The organism is Rhodocyclus purpureus, from assembly GCF_016653115.1.
Classification (GTDB): Bacteria; Pseudomonadota; Gammaproteobacteria; order Burkholderiales; family Rhodocyclaceae; genus Rhodocyclus; species Rhodocyclus purpureus.
Genome location: NZ_NHRX01000038.1, coordinates 81,820 through 106,111 on the forward strand (window position 1 = coordinate 81,820; position 24,292 = coordinate 106,111).

Consider the following 24,292-nt stretch of genomic DNA (forward strand, 5'->3'; position numbering starts at 1 on the left):
GTTATTAACCCGGCCCTTAAATACACTGGTTCGCATAGGCCGCAGCCGGGTGCCTGAAATATGACATTACGTGTGCCGGCAAGGCCTGCAGCTTGTTCATGAAGGCGGTGGTCTTGGCGAGCAAGGATGCCTTGTCGCAACTGACCGGACCGGTACGCAGGGCGGTCTTGAAATCCCGGTTGAGATACTCGTCCGGATTCGACTCGGGTGCATAAGGCGGCAGGAAGACAAGCTCGATCTTGTCTTTCTTGTCGGCCAGCCATTCGGTGACCTGCTTGGTGTGATGCACACGCAGGTTATCGACAACCAGAAAAATCTTCTGCTGCGCACTTTGCAGCAGCGCTTCAAGGAACTCGATGAAGCGCTCAGTGTTGATGCTCCCCTCGACGATCTTGAAGGCCACCTGGCCGCGCGCCGAGATGGCTGAGATCATCGACAGTTTCTCCCAGCGGGTCCGCGTTCCGAGTACCGGCGTTTTGCCGCGCGGCGCGAAGCCGCGTACCCAGTTCGCGTCCTCCTTGACCGCCATCTCATCGCCCCAGAGGATCGTCGCCCCCTCGGCACGCGCGCGCGCCAGTAACTGCGGCCAGGTCTCCTCCAGCCATGTTTGCACCTTGACCGGGTCTTGCTCCAACGCCCGCTTGACCGGACGTTGCGGGGTGAAGCCCCACCGTTTGAGATACTTGCCGATCAAGCGGTCTTGCATCACGAACCCAAAACGCTGCTCGACCAGCGCCTTGATCGCAGGGCGAGTCCACAAGGCAAATGGCAGCTCCAGCTGCGCCGGCGACAGTCCGACGATCTGTTCGCGCAACCACACCTCGTCGGTCATCGTCAGCTTGCGCCCACTCCCAACCGGGCGACCCCGCTTCTTTTCCGAATCCAGCGACCCCTCTCCGGCGTGACGTGCTTGCGCCAACCATGTCTCCACGGTCCGGAAATGCACTCCCGCCATCGCCGCCAGTTCCTTGACCGGCATCTTCGACTGCTGACGCAGCCGAATCACCATCCTGCGCAATGTCGCGCGACTGTCCGCCGATAGCCTGCGTGCATCTGTCTTTTTCATCCCATTATTCTACAACAACCAGCTTATTTTTGGGCCGGATTAATAAACTGCTCGACCGCCAGAATGACGCCGTTCTGGCCGGCCTGGCCGTTGTCCGAGTTGCGATCGCTGAGGCCGCCGATGAAGCCGACGCGGATCGGCTGCTCCTGAGCACAGGCAGCCAGCAAGGCGCAGAGCATGGCCGCCAGGATCTTCACCAAAATCGTCTTCATGAGTCCAGTCACCGTCGAAAACCAGGATTTTCAGGCAGTCCGGCAGGCAAAGGCAATGGAAGCTGCGTCGCGCACGGCGCCTTCTGCTCCGGCAGTGGCATGAAGCTGCTTGCGCAGGCTGGCTGGCTTGGCAGACTGAGGCGCGCGTGGAAGGTTTCGCTGCGTTTCCGTCTGATCGTACTCGGCCTGATGCCGGTGTTGCTGGCGTTTCCGCTGGTGATCGGCGTGCTGGTCGTGGTCGGCGGTCAGCGTGCCGATGCGCTGCTCTCGGCGCAGATCAACGGCGAACTCTCCGGCGTCCGTAATTTCCTGGAGGCGGCCAAGTCCGATACGCAGACGCGAATCGGCGAGATGGTCCGCTCCGGGCGTCTGGACGCCCTGTCGAATGGTCGGGGCGATGCGGCCGCACTCGGCGAGGCGCTTGCCACCCTGGCCCGTGGCAGCGGACTCGACTACCTGCTGGTCGCCGGCGCCGATGGCACGGTGCTCGCCTCCAGCAGCGGCGTTCTCCCCGGAGTCAAGCTGCCCGACTCGCACGTCATCCGCCAGGCGCGCATCGGTGTCGCCAGCGCTGCCTTCGAGCGCTTCGAGGCGAGCGAGCTCAAGGCGTTTTCTCCCCGCTTCCGGCAACAGCTCGGCATTGCAGCGGGCAGCGATGCCGATCTCGTCGCTGCGACCGAAACGCGCGGCCTCTTCATCAACGCCGCCGTGCATTTTCCGCTGTCGATCGACGCGCCCGACCGGATCCTGGTCGGCGGCATCGTGCTCAACAAGAATTCGGCGCTGATCGAGCGCATGCGCGACGTCATTTTTCCGGTCGGCGCGCTGCCCGACCAGGGCGAAGGGATGACCGCGATCTTCCTCGACGACGTCAGCGTCGCCGCCAGCCGGCAACGGCTGCAGGGGATGCGTCCGCTCGGCCTGCGCGCGCCGACGGCCGTTGCCTCCATGGCGGCGAACCCATCCGCTTCCTGGATCGGCGTACAGCGCTTCGGCGGCGTCGATTACATGACGGGTTACGCGCCGCTCGTCGATGGCGACGGCCGGAACATCGGCCTGGTCAGCGTCGGCTTTCCCGATGCGCCGTACCGGCGCATGATCGATGACCTTTTGGCAGCGATCGGCGCCCTGCTCGGACTGACCCTGCTCGGGGTTTCGATCGTCTTCCTGCGCGCCGGCGACGACCTGACGCAGCGGCTGGCACAGATGGCCGCGACGATGTCGGCGGTACGCCGGGGCGATCGCCTGGCGCGCGTCGGCAGGACGCAGCGTCCGGACGAGATCGGCATCCTGGGCAAACACTTCGACCGCCTGCTCGACACCATCTCCCGACAGGATGCGCGCCACCTGGCGGCACAACGGGTGATTGCCGACGAGGCCTCGCGCTGGCGGGCGCTGTTCGAGAATACCAGCGTCGGCGTGGTGATCATCGACGCCGACGGCAGCGTGTTCGCGCTCAACCCCAAATTCGCCGCGATGCTCGGCTACGACGACGTCGATGCGGTGAAGCGGCTGCGCCTTGAGGATTGGGACGAGCTCTTTTCGCTCGAAGAACTGGTCCGGCGCCTGGAAAACTCGGCGGAGCCGCTGGTCGAAACGCGGCACCGGCGGCGCGACGGCAGCACCTATCCTGCCTTGGTCTCGCTGAGCCGTGCGCACTGGCAGGGGCGGCTGCTGGCGCTGCTGACGATGCGCGACATCAGCCAGCAGAAGATCGCCGACGCCGAGCTGGAGCGGCGCACCGCCGCGCTGCGGCAGAGCGAGGCGCGCGCCCGCGCCTTCCTCGATACCGCCCTCGACGCGGTGGTGGTGCTCGACGAACAGGCGCGCATCGTCGAATTCAACCCCGCCGCCGAGCGCATGTTCGGGCGAGCCAGCGACGAAGTGCGTGGACAAGCGCTGGCGCTGCTGGTCACTCTTCAGGCGGATTCGGCGACGCTGGCCGAGCTCGGCGAGGGCAGCCACGAGGGCATCGGAACAGACGGGGACGGGAGGACCTTCCCGATCGAGCTGACCCTCGGCAGCATGGACGACGACGAGCATTCCTGGCACGTCGCGATCATCCGCGACGTCACCGAGCGTAAGGCGGCCGAGCAGGAGATGCAGCGTCTGGCCAACGTCGACGGGCTGACGCAGGTGCTCAACCGGCGCGCCTGGAGCGACGGCGCGAAGATCCTGCTGGCGCAGGCCAATCGCACGCTCGCCCCGATGTCGCTCTTGAGCATCGACGCCGACCACTTCAAGCAGATCAACGACACCTGGGGACATCTCGGCGGTGACGCGGTCCTGCGTGCGCTCGCGCAAACGCTCTCCGCCTGCCTGCGCGAGAGCGACCTGCTTGGCCGCCTCGGCGGCGAGGAATTCGCCATCCTCCTGCCCGACACCGACGCGCTCGGCACGAAAGCGCTGATCGAGCGGCTGCTGCAGGCGGTGCGTGCCTGCCGCGTCGATTACGAGGGACAAACGCTCAGCTTCACGGTCAGCATCGGCGTCACCCTGCTCGATCCGGCGCGCGACGATGAACTGCGCAGCGCCTTCAAGCGTGCCGACGATGCCCTCTACCGGGCCAAGCGCGAGGGGCGCGACCGTGCCTGCTGGGGCTGACGCGCGCCGCCGGTTCAGCTTGGCGGGAGCAAGGGCGGCAAGCCGATGCCGGCGCGCAGGCGCTGGCATTCAGGACTCGGTGATCCGTCTTCCAGCCCGTTGGCGAACTCGCGACAGGTCGAGGGGCGATTCGCGTAGATCGCGCAGCCGATTCCGGGCTGGCCCAACTCCCCCTGCAGGGCGATGCACCTGCCGTTGCCGGCCTCGGTGCCCTTCATGCAGGCGATGAAGGCATTGACCTTGCTCGTCAGTTCGACCGGGACGACGCCGCCTGAACCGTCCGACAGTTCGCCGCAATGCGGTACCTGGCGCAACACGCGCCACAAGCGGTGCAGGGATTGTCCGGCATGTCGATGAAGACCCGGTCGCCGTCCCGAATGCGCCGCAGCGGAGTTGTCTTTGTCATTATTAACCCGGCCCTTAAATACACTGGTTCGCATAGGCCGCAGCCGGGTGCCTGAAATATGACATTACGTGTGCCGGCAAGGCCTGCAGCTTGTTCATGAAGGCGGTGGTCTTGGCGAGCAAGGATGCCTTGTCGCAACTGACCGGACCGGTACGCAGGGCGGTCTTGAAATCCCGGTTGAGATACTCGTCCGGATTCGACTCGGGTGCATAAGGCGGCAGGAAGACAAGCTCGATCTTGTCTTTCTTGTCGGCCAGCCATTCGGTGACCTGCTTGGTGTGATGCACACGCAGGTTATCGACAACCAGAAAAATCTTCTGCTGCGCACTTTGCAGCAGCGCTTCAAGGAACTCGATGAAGCGCTCAGTGTTGATGCTCCCCTCGACGATCTTGAAGGCCACCTGGCCGCGCGCCGAGATGGCTGAGATCATCGACAGTTTCTCCCAGCGGGTCCGCGTTCCGAGTACCGGCGTTTTGCCGCGCGGCGCGAAGCCGCGTACCCAGTTCGCGTCCTCCTTGACCGCCATCTCATCGCCCCAGAGGATCGTCGCCCCCTCGGCACGCGCGCGCGCCAGTAACTGCGGCCAGGTCTCCTCCAGCCATGTTTGCACCTTGACCGGGTCTTGCTCCAACGCCCGCTTGACCGGACGTTGCGGGGTGAAGCCCCACCGTTTGAGATACTTGCCGATCAAGCGGTCTTGCATCACGAACCCAAAACGCTGCTCGACCAGCGCCTTGATCGCAGGGCGAGTCCACAAGGCAAATGGCAGCTCCAGCTGCGCCGGCGACAGTCCGACGATCTGTTCGCGCAACCACACCTCGTCGGTCATCGTCAGCTTGCGCCCACTCCCAACCGGGCGACCCCGCTTCTTTTCCGAATCCAGCGACCCCTCTCCGGCGTGACGTGCTTGCGCCAACCATGTCTCCACGGTCCGGAAATGCACTCCCGCCATCGCCGCCAGTTCCTTGACCGGCATCTTCGACTGCTGACGCAGCCGAATCACCATCCTGCGCAATGTCGCGCGACTGTCCGCCGATAGCCTGCGTGCATCTGTCTTTTTCATCCCATTATTCTACAACAACCAGCTTATTTTTGGGCCGGATTAATAAACTCGGGTTAACGGCGAGCTCTCGACGCCGCCAAAAAACGCCACCAGATTTCTGCGGATTTAGGCAGCCGGTAATAGTTAATGCCGTTTGAAAATTCCGGGCGGTTATCGACTTATTTTCGTATGACAAATCCCTGTATAAATCGCAAAGTCATTTTTGGGTTTTTTTGGCTTCGAGCGGACGGTTTTTGTACTCTTATGTGAGTTTTTGAAAACAAATGTTATCCATTGATCTGAAAAGGCAAGAAAGCGCTGGTTTTAATCGGTTTTTACAATCAGGTTGCGTGCTCCCCGATGATTTTCAGGGCGGCTCATACCTTGATTGAATGAGTCGGCGGTTTTTGGCAAAGCCTTGCTTTGATCGAACCCGCCCGACAAGTGCCATCGGCGCCTTGAGACCCTCATGGCGCGAAGCATAGAGCGAAGCATTGATGCCTTCCTTCCGTTCTTCCCTTTCTGCTCTCCCTGCTCCTCGCCGCCGGCCCAGTCCACCTCTCAGGCCGCAGCGCCGACCGCTGTCCTGGCCAGCCTGCCGGTCAATGCCGTCACGCAGGCAGCCTTGCAGCAGGGGGTGCTCAACTGCGCCGTGCGCATCAACCAAGGTGAGCACTTTCTCTGCTTCAACGCGCAGGCCGGCGCCGTGCTGATGACGCCGTCGGCGCAGCCCGACCGGCAGCTCGTCGATGCGGCGGCGAGCGAGCAACATCCGTTGCGCTGGAAGCGGCGCCCCCGCGCTTGGACGGCGCCTGAGCACGTCTGGCTCAACCCGCCGGCGAAGGCTGACGAGGCCGCTCAGACGAGAAAAGCTGCATGAGCGCGCCGGGGTCAAGGGCGCGGCCCCGGCGGCGGCGAACGCCGGCCCCGGCTGCCTCACGGCGAGTGCGTGGTTTGCGGCAGCGCCCCAAGGTGCTTGGAAAATGACGTGGGTTTTTAAAGAGCAGCAACGTTTTTAGCGACATCTATCTTGACAACGACCGCGAGGAACTCCTCACCATGAACATAACCCACCGCACCGTTTGCTCGCAGGCGCGCATAGCCATCGCGGCAAGCATGTTGGGCGCGACGCCCGTGACGTATGCTGATACGGCCGTGAAGCTCGTGGCAAACGATAACGTAACTGCCAGCGGCACCATTGCAGGGGATGTTCTGTTTGGTGGAAACAATGCGACTTACCGCGTACCCAGCAGCGCAACCGTAACCGGCGACTTCGTCGTTGCAAGCGGAGTGACCGGTTCCACCTTGTTGTTCCAGGACAGCAGCAACTATGCGGGAAAGATAGGCAGCGAATCCTCGCCGCTGGCAACCGTAACATTCAATTCCCAAGGCAACGGCGCCAACGTGGTCTTGCCGACGAGTGTTTGGGCTGCCACCACCAATCTCGGTAACGGCGTCAGCAATGCAACCAACGCGATCATTCAAGGCAATGGCATAACATTTGGTGGCGACCTGGTGTTCGTGAACGCCAATACCCGCCTCGACGCAGGCGTGAGCCGCGACACCGTCAATGGCCGACTGAATACCAATGGCGGCGATCTCGCCTTCACTTTGCGACCCCTGGCAACGTCAGTCACCACCACTTACGCCGCCGATAATTTCCAGTTTCTGGATGCCGCGGGGTCAGGAAAGCTGACCGTGGGCTCTCTCGTCATGACCGGTGGCGAACGCCTGAACCTGAGCTATCAAGGCAGCTTGAAAGACGGCGCCAGCTACACGCTGATCTCCAACCCCGGAACGCTGACTGGCTCATACAGCCAGACAGAGGCTTCCACGCGCGTTGTCGACAACAGCTATGTGATGAACAGTACGGCCAGCACGGTGGGAAAGGATCTGGTGCTGACTGTTTCGCGAGCCAACGACGAGTACATCACCAAGTCGAACACTCAGGGACATTTCTCCAATAACGCGGCCTTGGCGCTGGGTAGCATTGCGGCAGGGGGCCGGCAGTTGGGTGATCTGGTCACTGCCATCAATACCCTCGAACTCGATCAAAACGGCTACGGCAACAACCAGATCAATCTGGCCCGTGAGGTCAAGCGCCTGGCCCCGATTGCCAATAACGCGTATTCATCCGCCATGTTTTCCGCCAACGACGCGGCCATGGCGCAAGTGGAGCACCGCTTGATTGCCCGCAGCGGTGACAACTTTTCCGGTTTTGGCCACAACCGCGGCGCCTTGTGGAGCAAAGCCTATATGCAAAAGGCCCGTCAAAGTGGCGTGGATGACTACGACGGATACCAGACGCACACCACTGGCTTGGTCGTAGGGGCGGATGCCAACTATGACTTCGCGCGTGTCGGTGTCGCGTTTGCCTACGGCCGCACCGATATCGATCAGGACGATTTCCGCCAGGGCGATTCCGCCACGCTGAACAATTATCTCTTCAGCCTTTATGGAACCAGACAATTTGGTTCCGCCTTCGTTGATGTCTCCCTTGGTGCCGGCAAAGGCCAACTCAATGGATCACGCGCCACGGCCATTGGCCGGCGGGCCACCACGGACATTGACTACGATTTCCGCCGCGCAGGATTCACTGTCGGCTACCGCCTGAAACTGATCGACGGCAAGAGCGCCATCACCCCCGTCGCCGGCATCGAATCGGCGCGTATCGATCAGCCCGCATACACGGAAACCGGCGCGGGCGATCTTGGGCTGAACGTGGATGCCCAAAGCTTTCATCGCGTGCGCAGCAAACTGGGTGCGTATTTCACTACCACCGGACAAATCGGCACGCGCAGATCCCTCCTTTCCCTTTATGCCTTCACCTTGCGCGACAAAGGACTCGACGGTCACGACATCAAAGCCCGCTATACCGGTCCCACCGGCGCCGCTGATCCCTCGCTCGTCACCTTCACCACGCCGACCAGTGCCCCCCAGGACCAACGTATACAGCTGGGGGCCGACCTGACGCTGGTCAGCGGCAAATTTTCCACTTGGCAGTTCGGCTACCAGCTCGAGCACGCGGTTTCCTACAACATCCATCTGGCCAATATGAGAGTTTTGTGGAAATTCTGACGCAGCAAGTTGCGCCAGCTCCCCTCCACACAAGCACGAGATGATTATGACCAAGACATTGACAAGCGCGCTGGTTAGTGCATCTTTACTACTCCCGTTTGCCGCCATTGGGCAAGTGAGCGGTCTGGATGCGGCAAAACGCCAAGCCGAAATTCTTCTGCGGCAGGAGCAACTCCGCTTGCAGGAAGACCAGGAACGGCTGCGCCAGACACAACCCCCGTCCGGAATGGATCTGAACGAGGTGCGTCCCTCAGAAGGCGTGGGACGACTGCCCGGAACCTGCGTCGACATCAAGGAAATCGACATCAAGGGCGCCGACCTGATCGATGAAGAAGACAAGATGTCGATCATCGAAAAGTATCTCAACCGATGCCTTACGGTACGCGATATCGAAGAGCTGCTGGGCGAGGTCAACCAGCACTACATCGGACGCGGTTTCATCACCACTCGGGTTTATCTGCCCAATCAAGACCTGAAGTCCGGCACCTTGACCATCATCGTCCTTGAAGGCCGCATCGAGTCACTCAAGATTGAGGGCGACCCGGAGGGTCGAATCAATCTGGCAATGGCGGTTCCTGCCCAGGCGGGTGACCTGCTGAACATCCGCGACCTGGAACAAGCCGTGGACCAGATCAACAGCGCCCAGGGCAACAAGGTCAAGCTCGACATCATGCCTGGCGCCGAGCCGGGGCGAAGTGTCGTCGTGTTTCGCAACAGCGCCTCGCGTCCCTACAAGGCCACTGTCTCCGTTGACAACCAGGGAACCGAATTCACCGGCCGTAATGGCATGAGCGCCTCGCTCCGCAGCGGTATCGGATTGGGCTTGGGTGAAACCCTGAGCGTCACGGCGCGCACCTCCTTGCCGGATCGCGCCGAAAAGCGCTCCCGCAGCGCCTCGGTCGACCTGAGCATTCCCGTTGGCTACGCCACGTATGGCGCGGGCTATTCGGAATCCGACTACACCAGCGCTCTGACCCTTCCTCACGGCAATACCATTGTGCCCAGCGGGCACTCCAGCAACTGGAACCTCAGCGCGGAACGCATCGTTGCCCGTGACCAATCGAGCCGCCATTCCGTTTTTGCCAAATTTTCCAACAGCGACTCGAAAAACTACATCAACGACAGTCTGGTGACGGTCAACAGCCGTCGTATCAACAGCCTCGCCATGGGGATGAACAGCATCATGTTTGTTGGCGCCGGTACTCTGGTGCTTCGACCCGAAGTCTCGGTCGGGCTGAGCGACCTCGACAACCGGCCTGCCGGCGTCAATGGCGCCAGCACAGGGCCGCAAGCGGAGTTCACCAAATACGCTCTCTTCGGTCATTTCAACCTGCCCTTTACCCTCGGCCGCCAACAATTCAGCTGGACCAGCCAACTCCAGATGCAGAGCAGCAGGGAAGCCCTGTTCGGATCACAGCAGATATTGATCGGCGGGCTTTCCTCCGTGCGCGGCTTCTACAACACCTCTCTGGTGGGCGACAGCGGTTACTACTGGCGCAACGAACTGGCCTGGCACAGGCAATTCGAATGGGCCGGCATGCCGGTCAGGGGGCGACTCTACGTGGGCTATGACACAGGCGAGGTTCGCAACCACTTGGCGGGCGCGGCCGAGGGGCAGCTGTCCGGCTATGTGGTGGGGGCGAACGCCAAAGTGGATGACGCTGAAATCGATGTCTTCTGGACGCGCGCCGATCGTGTCGCCGCAAGCATGAAGCGCGAGCCGGACCAAGTCTGGATGCGCATGGGTCTGGATTTCTGAGGTGCCTGCCATGAATCGAATTTATCGCGTAGTCAAGAACAAAAAGACCGGCTTGTGGGTCGTCGCTTCCGAGATCGCGCGCAGCGCATCGGGCGGCGCCAGGACGGTACTCGGCGTGGCCTTGCTGGGAATTCCGCTGGCGACCGGTGCGCAGACTCCTACTGTGCTTGCGGGGGGAACGAGTGCGCCGACGGTCAACACGCAGGCATACACTTCAGGTTCGGTGACGACAAATCCCACGGTGGTGAATATCGTCGCCCCCAACAGCAACGGGCTTTCACACAACACCTATAGCCGCTTCAACGTCGGCGCGGACGGTGTCGTGCTGAACAACGTCGTCAGTGGCGCCTCGGCCGAAACCGTCGTGGCGGGCACGGTTGCGCGCAATACCAATCTGTCGAGCGCCGCATCGGTGATCCTCAACGAAGTGCTCTCCGGCGGCAGCGCCTCGTCCTTGATTGGGCAGATGGAAGTCGCTGGCGCCAAGGCGGATGTCATCCTCGCCAACCCTTATGGAATCACCTGTGACGGCTGCGGCTTTATCAACGTCGATCGGCTGACGCTCACCACGGGGACGCCAACGGTGACCAATGGAAGCCTGGCATCGTTTGCCGTGAACGGTGATGGAACGATCACAGTGGGAAGCAAGGGGCTGAATGCCACCGGGACCACGCTGCTGGATCTGGTGGCGCGCGGGATCACGGTGAACGGTCCGGTCAATGGCTCGATTGCCAGTGCCGCCGGTACAAATGGCATCCGTGTCGTCACCGGGGCAGGCACTTGGGATTACGCCAGCGGCGAGCTAACTACCACCGCCGGCACTGGAACAAAGCCGACCTACGCCATCGACGTCGCCGCGCTGGGGGGCATGTACGCCCAGACCATCAAACTGGTGGCCACCGAGGCGGGGGTCGGGGTGAGGATGTTGGGCAACATGGCCGCTTCGACGGGCGACTTCATCTTGACCTCGGAAGGCAAGATCGAAGTGGGCGGCACCGCGACAGCGGGACGCGATCTCGCCATCACCACGACCGCCAGCGACAGTGGCACGGGAACTGACGCCGCACTCTATGCAAACGCCGCAGTCCTCAAGGCCAGCCGGGATATCGCCGTCACCGCCGCCAGCGGAACCCTGAACAGCGTCGGAGGGCAACTCACCGCCGCAGGAAACTTGACAGTCATTGCCAATAAGCTGGTCGATGCGAGCACGGCCGGCGTGCCGCCGAACAATTTGCGCAGCGCCAATGGCAACCTGAGCATCACGGTGACAGACGACAGTTCGCTTGCCGGCACCGACTGGCAGGCAGGCAAGGCGATGAGCGTGAGCGCGACGGGAAAGGCGTTCTCGATCGACGACAAAGCGCGGGTGCTGGCGACCGACCAGACGACCGTCTCGGTGGGAACCCTGAGCAATGCGGGCACCCTGCAACTCTCGTCAAATACCTCGGCCCACGACAGCGTCACCGCCACCAGCCTCATCGACAACAGCGGAACGATCAGCAGCAGCGGGACGGCGGCGCTGACTGCCGGCACGCTGACCAACAGCGGCAAGGTGACCGGTAGCGGCGACCTCACCGTCACCGCCGACAACCTGAGCATGACCGAAGCGGCCGAAATCCAGGGGGCGACCTCGGGCACGGGAACCCTCAAGGTCACGCTTGCGAATGCCCTGACCAACCCGGGCAAAATCGATTCGGGGAACGACCTCTCGATTGGCGCAGCGTCGATCAGCAACACCGGCAGCATCACGGCCCAAAGCGATCTCGCCCTCACCGCCACGGGCGCGATTGAAAACAAGGTGGTGTTGGGCAGTCCTGGTACCGGGCGCAGCCTCGGCAAGCTGTGGAATGGCACGAGCGCAGCGACGGACGAGACCATCGAGCAGAATCAGACCGTCACGAAATCAGGGACGATCGACGCGGGTGCTGCGGTATCGCTCAGTGGCGCCAGCGTGCTCAACGAGGGCGTCATCAACGCTGGCACGACGCTGGGCGTTGCGGCGGCTTTCATCAGCAATCAGGTACAGGGCGGCGACACGCGCAGTTCCGTCCTGAAATTCGATCACCAGAATACGGGCACCATCGAAAGCTGGTACGAAGACCGCTATTTCAGCGGCGGCCGGCCGGCCAATGCCCCGTCAATGACGGCGGGCACCTCCGTCACCTTCTCCGACAATACAAGCGCAAAGAACATCGGTGGCAGCATTACCGCGCCGACGCTGAACCTCGGCAGCGGTTTTGCGGACACGCCCCTGACCACCACGCGCGTTTATCAGGAAATCGTCACCGCTCCGACGCCGATCCCCACCCCACCCAGTACGCCGGGCGAGCTGACCGTCAAGGTCAAGGACACGCCGACCACCGTCGAGCTGGCGCCCAACGGCAAGGTCAATGTGGTCAACATCGCCGCGCCAGACCGTGCTGGCGGCTTGTCGCGCAACACCTATACGCGTTTCGACGTCAATCCGTACGGGCTGATCCTGAACAACGCCGATTCCGCCAAGTACCTCACGGTACAGACCGAACAGGCGGGCCAGATCCTGTTCAACCCGAATCTGCCCTATGCCGCCGGCGTCATCCTCAACGAAGTGTTTTCGCTTTCGTCGCTGTATGGCTTCATCGAGGTCGCCGGCACCCGCGCCGACGTGGTGATCGCCAACCCCTACGGCATTACCTGCGGCAATTGCGGCTTCATCAACGTAGACCGGCTGACCCTGGCGACCGGCACGCCGACGGTGGCGAATGGAAGCCTGTCGGGTATCGGCATCACCTCGGGGACGATCACCGTGCAGGGCAGCGGCCTGAATGCCCTCGGCGCCAACCAGACCGACTTGCTGGCACGGAGCATTTCGCTCGATGGTCCGGTGAACGCGCACGACCTGTCCATGGCGGCAGGCGTGAACACCTGGAACTACGCCAACCGGGTGGCCAGCGCCGGCGGAACGCCGAACGGCAACGCTCCGGCGTTCTCCATCTATACCTCCGTGCCCGGCGGCATGTATGCGGACACGATCCGCCTGGTGTCCACCGAAGCGGGAGCAGGCGTTCGCCTGATGGGCGAGGCAGCGGCGAGCGCGGGCGATTTTGTCCTCGATTCCAACGGCGTCGTCGCACTGAGCGGCAAGACCTCGGCCAGCCGCGACCTCAAGGTGAGCACCACTTCGACGGCCACGGGCAGCGATTTCGCCAAGGCCGCCCTGCAGATCAATGACGCTGCGGTCAGCGCCGGCAGAGACGTGGACATCGCAGCGTCCTCGGGCAAGGTGGCCATTCGCGGCGGACAGTTGTATGCCGCGCAGGACGTGAAAATTTCCGCCAGGACGCTGACCGACGAAAGCACCACGCATCCCCAGGTCAGCAACAACCAGCGCTACGCCGCCCGCGACCTGAGCCTGACGCTTGGCGACTCCGGCCGGCTGGCAGGCACCAACTGGCAAGCGGCTGACAATCTTCTGGTCAACGCCTCGGCATCGGGCAACGCGGGCAGTCTCTTGATCGATTCGTCCGCACTGCTCTCGGCGGCCAACGGCACCACCATGAAACTCGCCGCCCTGGACAACTACGGCAAGCTGCAAACGTCGACCGGCGCGGGCACGGCAAGCACCTTGTCGGTGACCAAGCTGACCAACCGCAGCGGCGGCAAGATCGCCAGCGAGGGCGACATCACCTACGACGTCAGCGACACCTTGTTGAACGACAGCACCTTGCAGGGCCAGTCCAACATGACGCTCAACGTCGGCACACTGACACTGGGCGATACGAGCGACCAGATTCTCGGTGCACAGTCGGGGAGCGGCACACTCACGATCAAGGTCGCCAATGATTACAGCAACATCGGCCTGGTGCACTCAGGCCAGGATTTGCGCATCTCGGCGCCGGGTATTACCAACGAAACCACCGGCGGCATGGTTGCCTCGCGCGACATGAGCCTCACCGCAAACACCTCGAACATCAACAACTACGGCGCCTGGTATGCCGGCCAAGAGCTGAAGGCGACCGCCACCAAGGGCGCAATCTCGAACAACCGCACCTATCACCTGGTGCGAGGGCGCTTTCTGGGCGTGGACGACAGTGGCACCGGCGTCTATGAGCAGAACCAGGTGACCGATACGCGCGCCACGATCGACGCGGCACGCGACCTCAGCCTGTCCGCAGAACAGATCGTCAACAGCAGCCTGATCAATGTCGGCGGCAACGCGACATTCGCCGCGCCGACCATCCTGAACCAGGTACAAGGCGGGGATACCCGCGTCATGACGGGGAATCTCGACACCGCTGTCGCGAGGAGCACCAACTGGGGTTATTCATTTCCCGACGCTTACGACGCGATCACCACGGTGACAACCTGGCATGTGGAACAGTATTTCGCCGGCGGCAAGCCGGATGAGCAGGCCAAGCCGCAAATCAACGCCGGGAACACGCTGACCTGGTCCGGTTTCACTGACGCCGGGAATCTCGGCGGCCTGTTGCAGGCGCCCACCATCAACATTGACGCATCGGGCAGCGCGACCTTTACCAATGACGCCCTCGCGACCATCAGCGAAGCCTGGAAATGGGAAACCCTGCAGAAGATCAAATATATCGCCCTTGGCCCCCTGAAGTACTCTGACACGACGACCGGGGACTATCCCACGGCGCCAGATTCCACGACGACCAGTTCCTCCTTTGGCGCCACGGTGACGGCGAACACACTGACGATTACCGGCCCCAAGGTGGTTAACAATGGTAGTCCGTGGGCGAGCAATCCTGCTTCCGTCAGCGTAGGCGGCAAACCTAACGCACTGGGCTTTACGATCAGTCTGCCCTCCAATCCCAACGGCTATTTCGTCACCAATCGCGATCCCTCCGCGCTGTTCCTGATCGAGGCCAATCCCAAGTTCAATGTCGGCGTTTCGACCCTGGGCTCGGATTATCTGGCCAGCCAACTCGGGCTCGATGTCGGCACCACCCAGAAGCGCCTGGGCGATGCCAGCTACGAAGCCTATCTGGTGCAGCAGCAGCTGGTCCAGCAAACCGGAGCCGGCTTGCTGAGCGGCTTTGTCAACATGGCGGAATTGATGCAGGGCATGTTCAACAATGCCGCCGCCGAGGCCGGCAGCCTCGGCCTGACCTATGGCCAGGCCCCGACGGCGGCGCAGTTGGCCAATTTGTCCGAGCCCATCGTCTGGATGGTGGAGACGGTGGTCGATGGCCAGAAGGTACTGGCGCCGGTCGTCTATTTGCCGGAAAACCTGAAACAGGAAATCGACAGCAAATCGGCCGTGCTTTCGGCGAAAGACATGACCCTGAATGTCGCTTCGCTCAGCAACACCGGCGGCACCCTCGCGGGCAAGGACAAGCTGGACATCACCTCCAAGGGCGACGTCGAAAATCTCTCGGGCAGCATCACCGGCGGCAATGTCAGCGTGACGTCAACCGAGGGCAGCATCGTCAACAAGACCGTGTCGCAGGGCGGCGGCAATGAGCTGAGCTACAGCACGACCATCGGCAAGGAGGCCTCGATTTCATCGACGGGCGACCTGTCGCTCGACGCGAAGAAGAACATCGAGAACATCGGCGCGCAAATGTCCGCCGGCGGCAACGCCACGCTCAACGCCGGCGAGAACATCGTTTTCGACACCATCGAGGACAAGACGACCCGATCGTCGGTATCCACGGTCAGCGATGGCAATGCCTCGGGGCTGGAAACCTCGACCACCACGACCGTCAACCAGGTCAAGTCGGGGCTGACGGTGGGCGGCAATCTCGATGCCAAGGCAGGCAAGGACATCAAGCTGGCAGGCACCGATGTCAATGTCGCCGGCAGCGGAAGTCTCGACGCGGGCGGCGATCTCAACATCCTCGCGCGCGAAAACACGGTCGAGACCAACACCAGTTCCTCGATCTCGGGCATGGGCGTGGGCGGCGGCGTGTATGGGACGACCGAGACCACCACCAACAGTTTCTCCAGCCGCAACGTGGGCACCGAGCTGAACATCGGCGGCGACGCCAAACTGGCGGCCGGCAATACGCTGACCGTGCAGGGCTCCAAGCTCAATGTCGGTGGCGATACCGATATCTCCGCAACCGATATCAAGGTGCTTGCCGGCAAGGATGTGGACCGGACGACCACCACGACCCGGACCACCTCGTATCTGCAGGCCGAATCCGTCGGCGATGATGCAGACAGCAGTGCGGACAGTGCCGAAGACTCAACGGATTCGGGCGGCGAGCCGGAAAGCAGCGCCGAAGGCAGCCGCGCGGAGGCGAAGGCTTCGGTCGGCACTTCGGCCGAGGGCGAAGCGAATGTATCCGCCTCGAAATCCGCCGGACTGACCCTGGCCAAGACGAAGACCACCGAAACCTCGTCGCTCTCGCAGCGCAGCGTGGGTTCGGAGCTGAACCTGGGCGGCAACGTCAGGATCAACGCCAAGAACAAGGTCACCTTGCAGGGTTCCGATCTCAATGCCGGCGGCGATCTGGATTTGCAGGCGAAGAATGTCGAACTGCTCGCCGCTCAGAACATCGAGCGCACGACCAGCACCACCACGACGACGCGCCTTGGCCTGTATGCGACCACCGAAAACGAGGCGGGAGCAGGGGGCTCGGCGGGTTCGGGCGCGGAGGCCGGCGCGGAAGCCTCCGCCAAGCGAGGGGGCGGTCAGAAAAACGATGCCGAGGCATCCGCCGCCGCCGGTTCTCAGGCAGGGGCAGAGGGTCAAGCCTCCGCGTCGAGCAAAAACACCGTCGATGTGATGCGGGTGGACAGCCAGTCCTCGGAGTCGCTCAACATCACGAATACGGGTTCCAACATCCGCGCGGGCGGCAACACCAGGATTACCGCGCAGGAGAAACTGCGGCTGCAAGGCTCTTCGATCGAATCCGAAGGCGATATCGACCTCAAGGCCAAGGACATGACTTTCGAGGCCGCGCAGGACATCAGCTACACCAAGGAGACCAGCAGCACAACCCGTGTCGGCCTCTATCTGGACGCCAACGCCAACGCGGAAGGCAAGGCGGGAGCAGAAAGCAAGGCCAGTGCGGACGCCCAGGCCGGCAATTCCGGTCTGGCCGGATCGGCCCAGGCCGGCGGAAGCGCGGAAGCTTCCGCCGAGGCCGAGGGTTCGGCCGAGGCGAAGATCGGCGCCGGTATCCAGGTGAAGGTCAATACGACGACCACCGAATCGGGCAGCAGCACGGCCGTGACCTCGGCGATCAAGTCAAGATCCGGCAGCATCAGCCGAACCGCCGAGGGCAAGATCCTCGATGTGGGCACTTCGATCGAGGCTGCCGGCGACTTCAACCAGTCGGCCAACTCGATCGTCAGTCTGGCTGCCGAAAATTCGCAGTTCTCGAAGACCACGACCGAGGAAACCACGGCACGCCTCGGCATTTATGCCGAGGCTGGCGCCAAAGGCGAGGCCGGCGCCAAGGCTGGCGCCAACGCCGGGGCCTCAGGCGGCACCGGAGCGCTGGATGCCGATGCCGAGGCCAAAGCGGAAGCCGGAGCTTCCGTCGAGGCATCGGCCAAGCAGGGTATCGAGACGACGGTCGATCGCACCGTCGACACGGAAACCACCGAGGCGACGCAGGCAGTCGTTTCGAATATCAAGGTGGGCGGCAACTTCAACAGCAAGTCGAAAGAGAAAACCGTACTTCAGGGAACTTCGATCGATGCCGGCGGGGATTTGAACATCGCCGCCAAGGAGCTTGAAATTCAGGCTGCGCGTGATACGGAAAAGACCACGTCGTCGAGCGAGTCGATCTCCACGCGCCTGGCGGTGAATGTCGGCGTCGGTGCCGAGGCCAAGGCCGAAGCAAGCGCATCCTCCAAGGATGGCGCATCCGCCGAGGCCAAGGCCGAAGCCGGGGTGAATGTAGGCGTCGAGGCCAAGGCCGAGTACGAAAAGACGAATAGCGAACAGCAATCGAGCACCGCGGTGGTCGCCAATCTTTCTGGCGGCAAGAAGATCAACATCAACACCGAGGGCAAGACGACGATGGAGGGCACCAACTTGAACGCCGGCGAGGGCGGAGTCAACATTGACGCCCAGAGCCTGGACTACAAGGCGGCCCAGGACACCTACAGTTCCCGTGAAAGCTCGACGAAAGTCGCCGTCGAAGCCGAAGGCAGCATTTCGATCATCGGCAACGACAACAGCATGGCGGCGCAGGCCGATGTCGGCGTGGCCAGCGCCCAGTCATCGGGCAGCAACGCCGTGGTGGGCAGCATCAGTTCGGCAGGCGGCTTGAACATTCGCACCAAGGACGATACGCGGCTGGAAGGAACCCAGATCGATGTGGCTGGCGATACCAATATTTCCGCCGGCGGCAATGTGGCTTTCGATGCGGCGAGGAACACCTATCAAGCGAGTTCGGAGAGCGTCGACGTGGGCGCCGGTTTCGATACCGGCGAATCGTCCTTCAACGCCAGCGTCGATGTCAAAACCTCGCGTGAAAACTCCAGCGAGGCCGTCACCGGCACGTTGAATACCGGCGGTTCCCTCAATATCTCGGCGGGCAAGAACGCAAGCTTCGAGGGCACCCAGATTGCCGCGGGCGGCGACGCCCAGGTGGTGGCCGGCAACAATGTCGAGTTCAAGGAAGCGCGCAACACGTCGTTCTCCGAATCGACCTCGGTGGCTGTCGAGGTCGGCGTGGGCGCGTCGGAAGACACCGACGACGAAGGCACCACATCGAAGTCCAAGTCTTTCCGCGCCGACGCCAGTGTGGACTATGAGCGGTCCAGCTCGTCAGAAGCCGTGACCGGCTCGATCAAGGCGGGCAACAACCTGAACGTCGTTGCCGGCAACGACGTCACTTTTGTCGGCACCGAGATCGGCGCGGGCAACGGTGCGGCGGTGTCGGCGGGAGGCGACGTCAACTTCAAGGCGGCGGAGAGCTCCAGCGAAGAGATCAAGGTGGGCGTTTCGGCCGGCTTTGGCGCGGAGACCACGACGGAAACCAGGGCGAAGCCGGAAGCGGACGACGAGAAGGACGGCGCGAAGGACGACGCAAAGCAGGCGGCTGAGAAAGGCAAGTCCCCGTCCGGAGCGGGCGAAAAGACCGACGATGCAGAGCTCAGCAAGACCGACTCGTCGGCCGAAGCAGAGGTGGGTGTCGATTTCGGAATGAGCAGCAGCCAGACTCAGCAGGGCTCGAAGATATCTGCTGGTGCGGGCGGGATACAAGTCAACGCGGGGCGGAACGTCAATCTGCAAGGCACGCAGATGAAGACCGACGGCGCCGCGGAGATCAACGCTGGCGGCAGCGTCAATCGAACCGCCGCGGTGAGTAGTTCCACTTCGTTCGGCATCAGCGCCGGTGTGGGTGTCAAGAACGAGAAATCCGTGGGGACTCTGGACGAGCCCGAAAAGGCCGACGACGCCGCTAAGGCCGAAGGCGGTGACAAGGCTGACGGCGGCGCCAAGACTGATGATTCGGCCAAGGACGCCAAACCCGCAACCAAGGATGGCGCAGCCGCGCAAGCCGGTGCCACAGACGAAAAGGCCGGGGACCAGGCCGAGGACGGGGCGGATGGTCAGTGGGCAAAATCGGAGGACCAACCGGACAACCAGTTGGGCAGCCTGACCCTGGAAGCGAGCCGCACCACCACCAGGACGAACATCGAGGCCGCGGGCGGCACGCGCATCCGGTCGGGAGCCGCGCCTGCACAGCCGATTCCCGGCGTGAGCATGACGCTGCGTTCGACCACCCAGTCCGACGGCACATTGAAGACGTTGATTCCCCTGCCTGGAAACCTGCCCGCCGGCACCAAGGTCAATCTGACCCAGCCGGACGGCAGCGCACTGCCTTCGTGGGTGCAGTTCGATGCGGCCACCGGAACGATCAGCGGCACGCCGCCGTCAGATTTCGAGGGTGGCTTGAGTATCCTGGTCGCGGTGCCGCAGCCGGACGGAACGACACGAAAGATCGGCGTTCAGTTTGGTTCCTGATCGAATGCAGGGCAAGCGGCGCTTGACGCCGATTGCCCTGCGCCTCAGTTTTCCGGGCTAATCGAGGTGGTTTCCCGGATGATTTTCCAGCCGTCGCGGAGGTGCTGCAACTCCAGCACCTTGCCGCCGGTGTGGCGATAGTCGTCTGCAGCCAGCCGTTCGACGAATGCCACCGTGACCGTGTTGCCGTCTTTGGCGAACCTCAGTTGCACGTCCTCCAATACGACCTGAACGGTACGGGCGGCCTTGAGGCGTTGGCGGCGCTGGGCGCGCCAGGCATCCGGAGACAGTCCGTTCTGTGATTTAAAATCGGGAGCATAGGCATTCAGGTAACGGACAACATCGCGTCCCTGCCAAGCATTTCGCCAATGCTCTATCGCCGACATGACTTCGTTTTCCGGCAGCGAGAACAGGCTGCGCACGGTGGCCAGCTTTCCGCTCAGACGGGGGGATGCTCGCGTGCGCTCTGCCTGCCCATAGGCGCGTTCAGCCAGACCGACGTAGACGTCGCCCAACGTTTCCCTTGCCTGGTCGAAGTTTTCATCAAGCGAGAGCGCCCGTTCAAGATAGACCCGGGCCGCCTCGTATCGGCCCTGACGAGCCTCTGTAATAGCCAGCAGATTCAAAGCCGACAAGCGCTGCGCCAGCGGCGCTTCTACATCATCAGACACGCCTTGCAACAGTTGCCGGGCATCTTCCCAGCGTTCACTTCCCATCGCCAAACGCGCCGACTGGATCGCTGCCTCGGGGTCCTTGATCGTGGCATCCGGAGCCGCCAAGGACGGCGAGGACATCGTGAACAGGATCGAGACGATTACGATGGTGCGTGCCGTAAATGCCTTAAGCATGGACGTTGGTTCCCGATCTGGTGTGCTTTCAAACCGCCCCGACGCAAGGGCGTGCTTTCCTCTGTTTTTCGTCTTCCAAGCCGACTGGATTATGCCGCAAATTTCCGTTCATGCTGAGCGCTGAGCCAGTTCGCCAGGAGTTTCATCGGCCAGGCGGAGAGCTACCGGTCGTGCGAGGTGACGGGCGGTGTAAACGGGAACGGCAGAGAACGCAGTCATGCTTCCTTCTGGTCGCGCATGCAATGGCTTGATCCCTGGATGACGAACGTCTCGGCGTGGTGCATCAGTCGATCGAGCATGGCTGAGGTCATGGTGCTGTCGTGGCTACTGGGCTTGCTGCTCGATACCGTTGAAAAACACAGCGACCCGGCATGGCGAAGGGAACGGCGGCATGTGTGACGTCACCGCGCCGCGGTTGGCCGCGCCCATCTTTTGCCACAGGCTGACTCCGGCGCGCGGGTCGAAGCCGGCGCGGGCGACCAGGTCGAGGCCGACGAGGTTGGCTTCGCTCTCGTCGTCGGCGGCGAGGGCGCCTTTTTCGGCAGCTTGGCGCTTCAACCGCGCGTATTGCTGCGCGGCCTGCTGTTCGAGTTGAGTCGCGGGAACGAGCTTGCGCAGCGCCGAGGGTTTCCCGACATCGACCCCGTCCTCGGCCAAGCAGGGATTGACGGCCAGACCGGTGGTGATGAGGCAGCAAACGATCAGGGAGGGAAAGGATTTCATTGGAAATTCCTGCGAACGGACGAAAGCCGGACGAAGCAGTTGCATGGACGGTACGGCGTGGGGGGGGCTATCGTCTTTCCATCGGCTTGGCAACTCCGGGGACAGTACACTTGATTCATTCCGCCGGAGCTCGTTTCAAGTCCGGGTTGGCCAAGCTCGCCCTGCAAGGCGATGCACCTGCCGTTGCCGGCCTCGGTGCCTTTCATGCAGGCGATGAAGGCATTGACCTTGCTCGTCAGTTCGACCGGGACGACGCCGCCTGAACCGTCCGACAGTTCGCCGCAGTAGAAGGAGACGCGGTACCTGGCGCAGCACGCGCCGCAGGCAGTGCATGGGTTGTCCGGGCTGTCGCCCATGTCGATGAAGAACCGGTCGTCGTCCCGGATGCGCCGCAGCGGGATGCTTGTCGTCATGAATGTCGTTCGGCAGTGGCTAGGGGGCGCGTTTTTATCACGACCGGGTAGCTGCCGGCGAGTGGCGCTGCGCGTCGCCGGAAGTGGCGGCATGCACTTGAACTTCTGCCGCTCGCGCCCATATCGGTCGGTGTGTGCCTGACCCGGGCACTTTCGCGCCCAAGGAGAAGACTTCATGATCTATCGTTCCCTCTTCCCCCGCGATTTCCTCTCCGAACTGGAACGCCTGCAGAGCGAGATCCGGCAGAACCTTGATTTCTCACCGAGCATTCGCGGCATCAGCCGCGGCGGCTTTCCGGCGATCAACGTCGGCAGCACGCCGAAGTCGGTCGAAATCTACGCCTTTGCCCCCGGCGTAGACCCGGCGAGCATCGACGTGCAGCTGGAAAAAGGCGTCCTCACCGTCGCCGGCGAGCGCAGGAGCGTGCTGCCGCCGCCCGAGGCGAAGGCGACCGCGCATATCGACGAGCGCTTCAGCGGCCGTTTCCGCCGCGTCGTCACCCTGCCCGACGACATCGACGCCAATTCGGTCGCGGCCAGGTACCGCGACGGCGTGCTGCACATCAGCATCCAGCGCCGCGCGGCCGCCGAGCCCCGTCGCATCACCGTTCAGTAAGGAGCCCGAGATGAGCGAAACCGTCAGCAAGGAAAACCCGTCCGCCCGCGAAGCTGCGACGCTGGTGCCGCCGGTCGATGTGATCGAGGATCAGGGCGGAATCACCCTCTACGCCGACCTGCCCGGTGTGCCCAAGGACGGGATCAACGTCCATGTCGACGCCGACACCCTGAGCATCGAGGGCGAGATCGCGCTCGATCTGCCCGAGGGCGTCGAATCGACGCACGCCGAAGTGAGCCTGCCGCGCTACCGCCGCTCGTTCACGCTGTCGCGCGAGCTCGACGCCGACAAGGTCAATGCCGAGTTCACCCACGGCGTGCTCAAGCTGCGCATCCCGAAGGCCGAACACGCGCTACCGCGGAAGATCCAGATCGCGGTCGAGTGATCGCCGGCGCAGGGCCGGATGCAGCGCGCGCCCGGCCCGCTGGCGCTGCGCTGCAGCAGTTCAGACTCCGGGCTGCAGCGTCACGCTGACTTCGCGACTCCTGCCGTCGCGTTCGACGCCGAGCGCGACGACATCACCGACCTTGAACTCGTCGAGGCGCAGCAGCAGTTCCTGCAGCGAGCGGATCGGCTTGCCGGCGACCGCGGTGATGACGTCGCCGGGAACGATGCCGCCATTGCCGCGGCTGACGCCGCTGAGGCCCGCCTGGTCGGCGGCCGATCCCGGCTCGACGCGCAGCACGAACACGCCTTGCGTTCCGCTCATCGCCACCAGTTGCCGGTTGATCCGCTCGTCGGCCTCGATGCCGAGCCCCGGCCGGATGTACTTGCCTTGGCTGATGATCTGCGGCACCACGCGCATCACGGTGTCCACCGGCACCGCGAAGCCGATCCCCGCCGAGGCGCCGCTCGGGCTGTAGATCGCCGTTGTGATGCCGATCAGCCGCCCGGCCGAGTCGAGCAGCGGTCCGCCCGAGTTGCCGGGGTTGATCGCCGCGTCGGTCTGGATCAGGTGCTGGATCGCCTGGCCATCGCGTTCGCCGGCGAGCGTACGGTCGAGTGCCGAGACGATGCCGCTGGTCAGCGTCCAGTCGAGGCCGAAGGGGTTGCCGATGGCGAACACCTTCTGCCCGACCTTGAGGTCGGCGCTGGTTCCTACCGGTACCGGCGGCGGCCGCTTGAAGCCGACGCCGATCTTCAGCACCGCGATGTCGTGGTCGGGGCTGGCGCCGACCAACGCGGCCTTGTAGTCGCGACCGTCGGCGAGCTTCACCGTCGCCGCCGACGCGTTCTCGATCACGTGGTAGTTGGTCACCACATGGCCGGCGTCGTCCCAGATGAAGCCGGAGCCGGTGCCGCGCGGGACAGCGAAGACGTTGCGCGTCCATGCGTCGCGCACCAGTGCCGAGGTCGAGATATACACCACCGAGTCGCGCGATCGCTCGAACAGCTCGATCGTCGACTTCTCGTCGGCCGCCAGGTCGCCGCGCGCGCTGACCGTGCGCGGCGTGGCGGTATCCGGCGCCCACAGGGATTCGGCAAACGGCAGCAACTGCCACAGGCCGAGCAGTAGCGCCGCCAGGCTGGCGACGGCGAGCAGGCGGCGCATGAACGAGGGGCGCGCGGAGTTCGAGGTTTTCATTTGCG

Annotated in this window: 16 protein-coding genes; 7 read left to right on the forward strand and 9 right to left on the reverse strand. The window is 63.0% G+C overall.

Annotated elements, in window-relative coordinates; genetic code table 11:
- Window positions 1–16: 16 nt before the first annotated feature.
- Complete coding sequence (locus CCR84_RS07830) at window positions 17–1,066, reverse strand: IS630 family transposase (protein WP_201211140.1); 1,050 nt, start codon at window positions 1,064–1,066, stop codon at window positions 17–19.
- Between the two features lie 23 nt (window positions 1,067–1,089).
- Window positions 1,090–1,263 carry a hypothetical protein gene (locus tag CCR84_RS07835; protein ID WP_201211142.1) on the reverse strand — a complete coding sequence of 58 codons (174 nt, stop codon included), beginning with the start codon at window positions 1,261–1,263 and terminating at the stop codon, window positions 1,090–1,092.
- Between the two features lie 114 nt (window positions 1,264–1,377).
- Between CCR84_RS07835 and CCR84_RS07840 the strand changes: the two genes are divergently transcribed.
- On the forward strand, window positions 1,378–3,882 hold the full coding sequence (locus tag CCR84_RS07840) for a diguanylate cyclase domain-containing protein (protein ID WP_201211144.1): 2,505 nt from the start codon (window positions 1,378–1,380) through the stop codon (window positions 3,880–3,882).
- Between the two features lie 14 nt (window positions 3,883–3,896).
- On the opposite strand, the gene CCR84_RS07845 is transcribed toward CCR84_RS07840, so the two are convergent.
- Together CCR84_RS07845 and CCR84_RS07850 are read right to left on the reverse strand one after the other, a co-directional pair.
- A complete protein-coding gene (locus CCR84_RS07845) occupies window positions 3,897–4,199 on the reverse strand; it encodes a YkgJ family cysteine cluster protein (RefSeq protein ID WP_338052587.1) in 303 nt (100 codons plus the stop codon).
- A gap of 103 nt (window positions 4,200–4,302) precedes the next feature.
- Window positions 4,303–5,352: an IS630 family transposase gene (locus CCR84_RS07850; protein WP_201211140.1), complete on the reverse strand. Its 1,050-nt coding sequence runs from the start codon at window positions 5,350–5,352 to the stop codon at window positions 4,303–4,305.
- 604 nt (window positions 5,353–5,956) lie between these two features.
- On the opposite strand from CCR84_RS07850, the gene CCR84_RS16340 reads away from it, so the two are divergent.
- The 4 genes from CCR84_RS16340 to CCR84_RS07870 all read left to right on the forward strand — a co-directional run bounded on the left by CCR84_RS16340 (window position 5,957) and on the right by CCR84_RS07870 (window position 20,102).
- Window positions 5,957–6,211, forward strand: a complete 255-nt coding sequence (locus tag CCR84_RS16340) for a hypothetical protein (protein WP_207186252.1) — start codon at window positions 5,957–5,959, stop codon at window positions 6,209–6,211.
- 179 nt (window positions 6,212–6,390) lie between these two features.
- The gene (locus CCR84_RS07860) at window positions 6,391–8,409 is read left to right on the forward strand and encodes an autotransporter family protein (protein WP_201211148.1); all 2,019 of its coding nucleotides are present in this window, start codon (window positions 6,391–6,393) and stop codon (window positions 8,407–8,409) included.
- Between the two features lie 46 nt (window positions 8,410–8,455).
- Window positions 8,456–10,168, forward strand: coding sequence for a ShlB/FhaC/HecB family hemolysin secretion/activation protein (locus CCR84_RS07865; RefSeq protein ID WP_201211150.1), 1,713 nt, complete (start codon window positions 8,456–8,458; stop codon window positions 10,166–10,168).
- A 10-nt stretch (window positions 10,169–10,178) separates the two neighbouring features.
- Window positions 10,179–20,102, forward strand: a complete 9,924-nt coding sequence (locus CCR84_RS07870) for a two-partner secretion domain-containing protein (RefSeq protein WP_201211152.1) — start codon at window positions 10,179–10,181, stop codon at window positions 20,100–20,102.
- Window positions 20,103–20,146: 44 nt separating this feature from the next.
- Here CCR84_RS07870 and CCR84_RS07875 read toward each other — a convergent pair whose 3' ends face one another.
- The 4 genes from CCR84_RS07875 to CCR84_RS07885 all read right to left on the reverse strand — a co-directional run bounded on the left by CCR84_RS07875 (window position 20,147) and on the right by CCR84_RS07885 (window position 22,086).
- Window positions 20,147–20,950: a tetratricopeptide repeat protein gene (locus CCR84_RS07875; RefSeq protein ID WP_201211155.1), complete on the reverse strand. Its 804-nt coding sequence runs from the start codon at window positions 20,948–20,950 to the stop codon at window positions 20,147–20,149.
- A 215-nt stretch (window positions 20,951–21,165) separates the two neighbouring features.
- Window positions 21,166–21,261 carry an ATP-binding protein gene (locus tag CCR84_RS16890; RefSeq protein ID WP_420825386.1) on the reverse strand — a complete coding sequence of 32 codons (96 nt, stop codon included), beginning with the start codon at window positions 21,259–21,261 and terminating at the stop codon, window positions 21,166–21,168.
- Window positions 21,262–21,274: 13 nt separating this feature from the next.
- A complete protein-coding gene (locus CCR84_RS07880; RefSeq protein ID WP_201211157.1) occupies window positions 21,275–21,673 on the reverse strand; it encodes a hypothetical protein in 399 nt (132 codons plus the stop codon).
- The gene (locus CCR84_RS07885) at window positions 21,670–22,086 is read right to left on the reverse strand and encodes a YkgJ family cysteine cluster protein (protein WP_201211158.1); all 417 of its coding nucleotides are present in this window, start codon (window positions 22,084–22,086) and stop codon (window positions 21,670–21,672) included. Before CCR84_RS07885 ends, CCR84_RS07880 begins: the two co-directional genes overlap by 4 nt.
- Window positions 22,087–22,261: 175 nt before the next feature.
- Between CCR84_RS07885 and CCR84_RS07890 the strand changes: the two genes are divergently transcribed.
- Together CCR84_RS07890 and CCR84_RS07895 are read left to right on the forward strand one after the other, a co-directional pair.
- The gene (locus CCR84_RS07890; protein ID WP_201211159.1) at window positions 22,262–22,702 is read left to right on the forward strand and encodes an Hsp20/alpha crystallin family protein; all 441 of its coding nucleotides are present in this window, start codon (window positions 22,262–22,264) and stop codon (window positions 22,700–22,702) included.
- 10 nt (window positions 22,703–22,712) lie between these two features.
- On the forward strand, window positions 22,713–23,087 hold the full coding sequence (locus CCR84_RS07895) for an Hsp20/alpha crystallin family protein (protein ID WP_201211160.1): 375 nt from the start codon (window positions 22,713–22,715) through the stop codon (window positions 23,085–23,087).
- Window positions 23,088–23,147: 60 nt separating this feature from the next.
- On the opposite strand, the gene CCR84_RS07900 is transcribed toward CCR84_RS07895, so the two are convergent.
- Complete coding sequence (locus CCR84_RS07900) at window positions 23,148–24,287, reverse strand: S1C family serine protease (RefSeq protein WP_201211161.1); 1,140 nt, start codon at window positions 24,285–24,287, stop codon at window positions 23,148–23,150.
- Window positions 24,288–24,292: the final 5 nt, after the last annotated feature.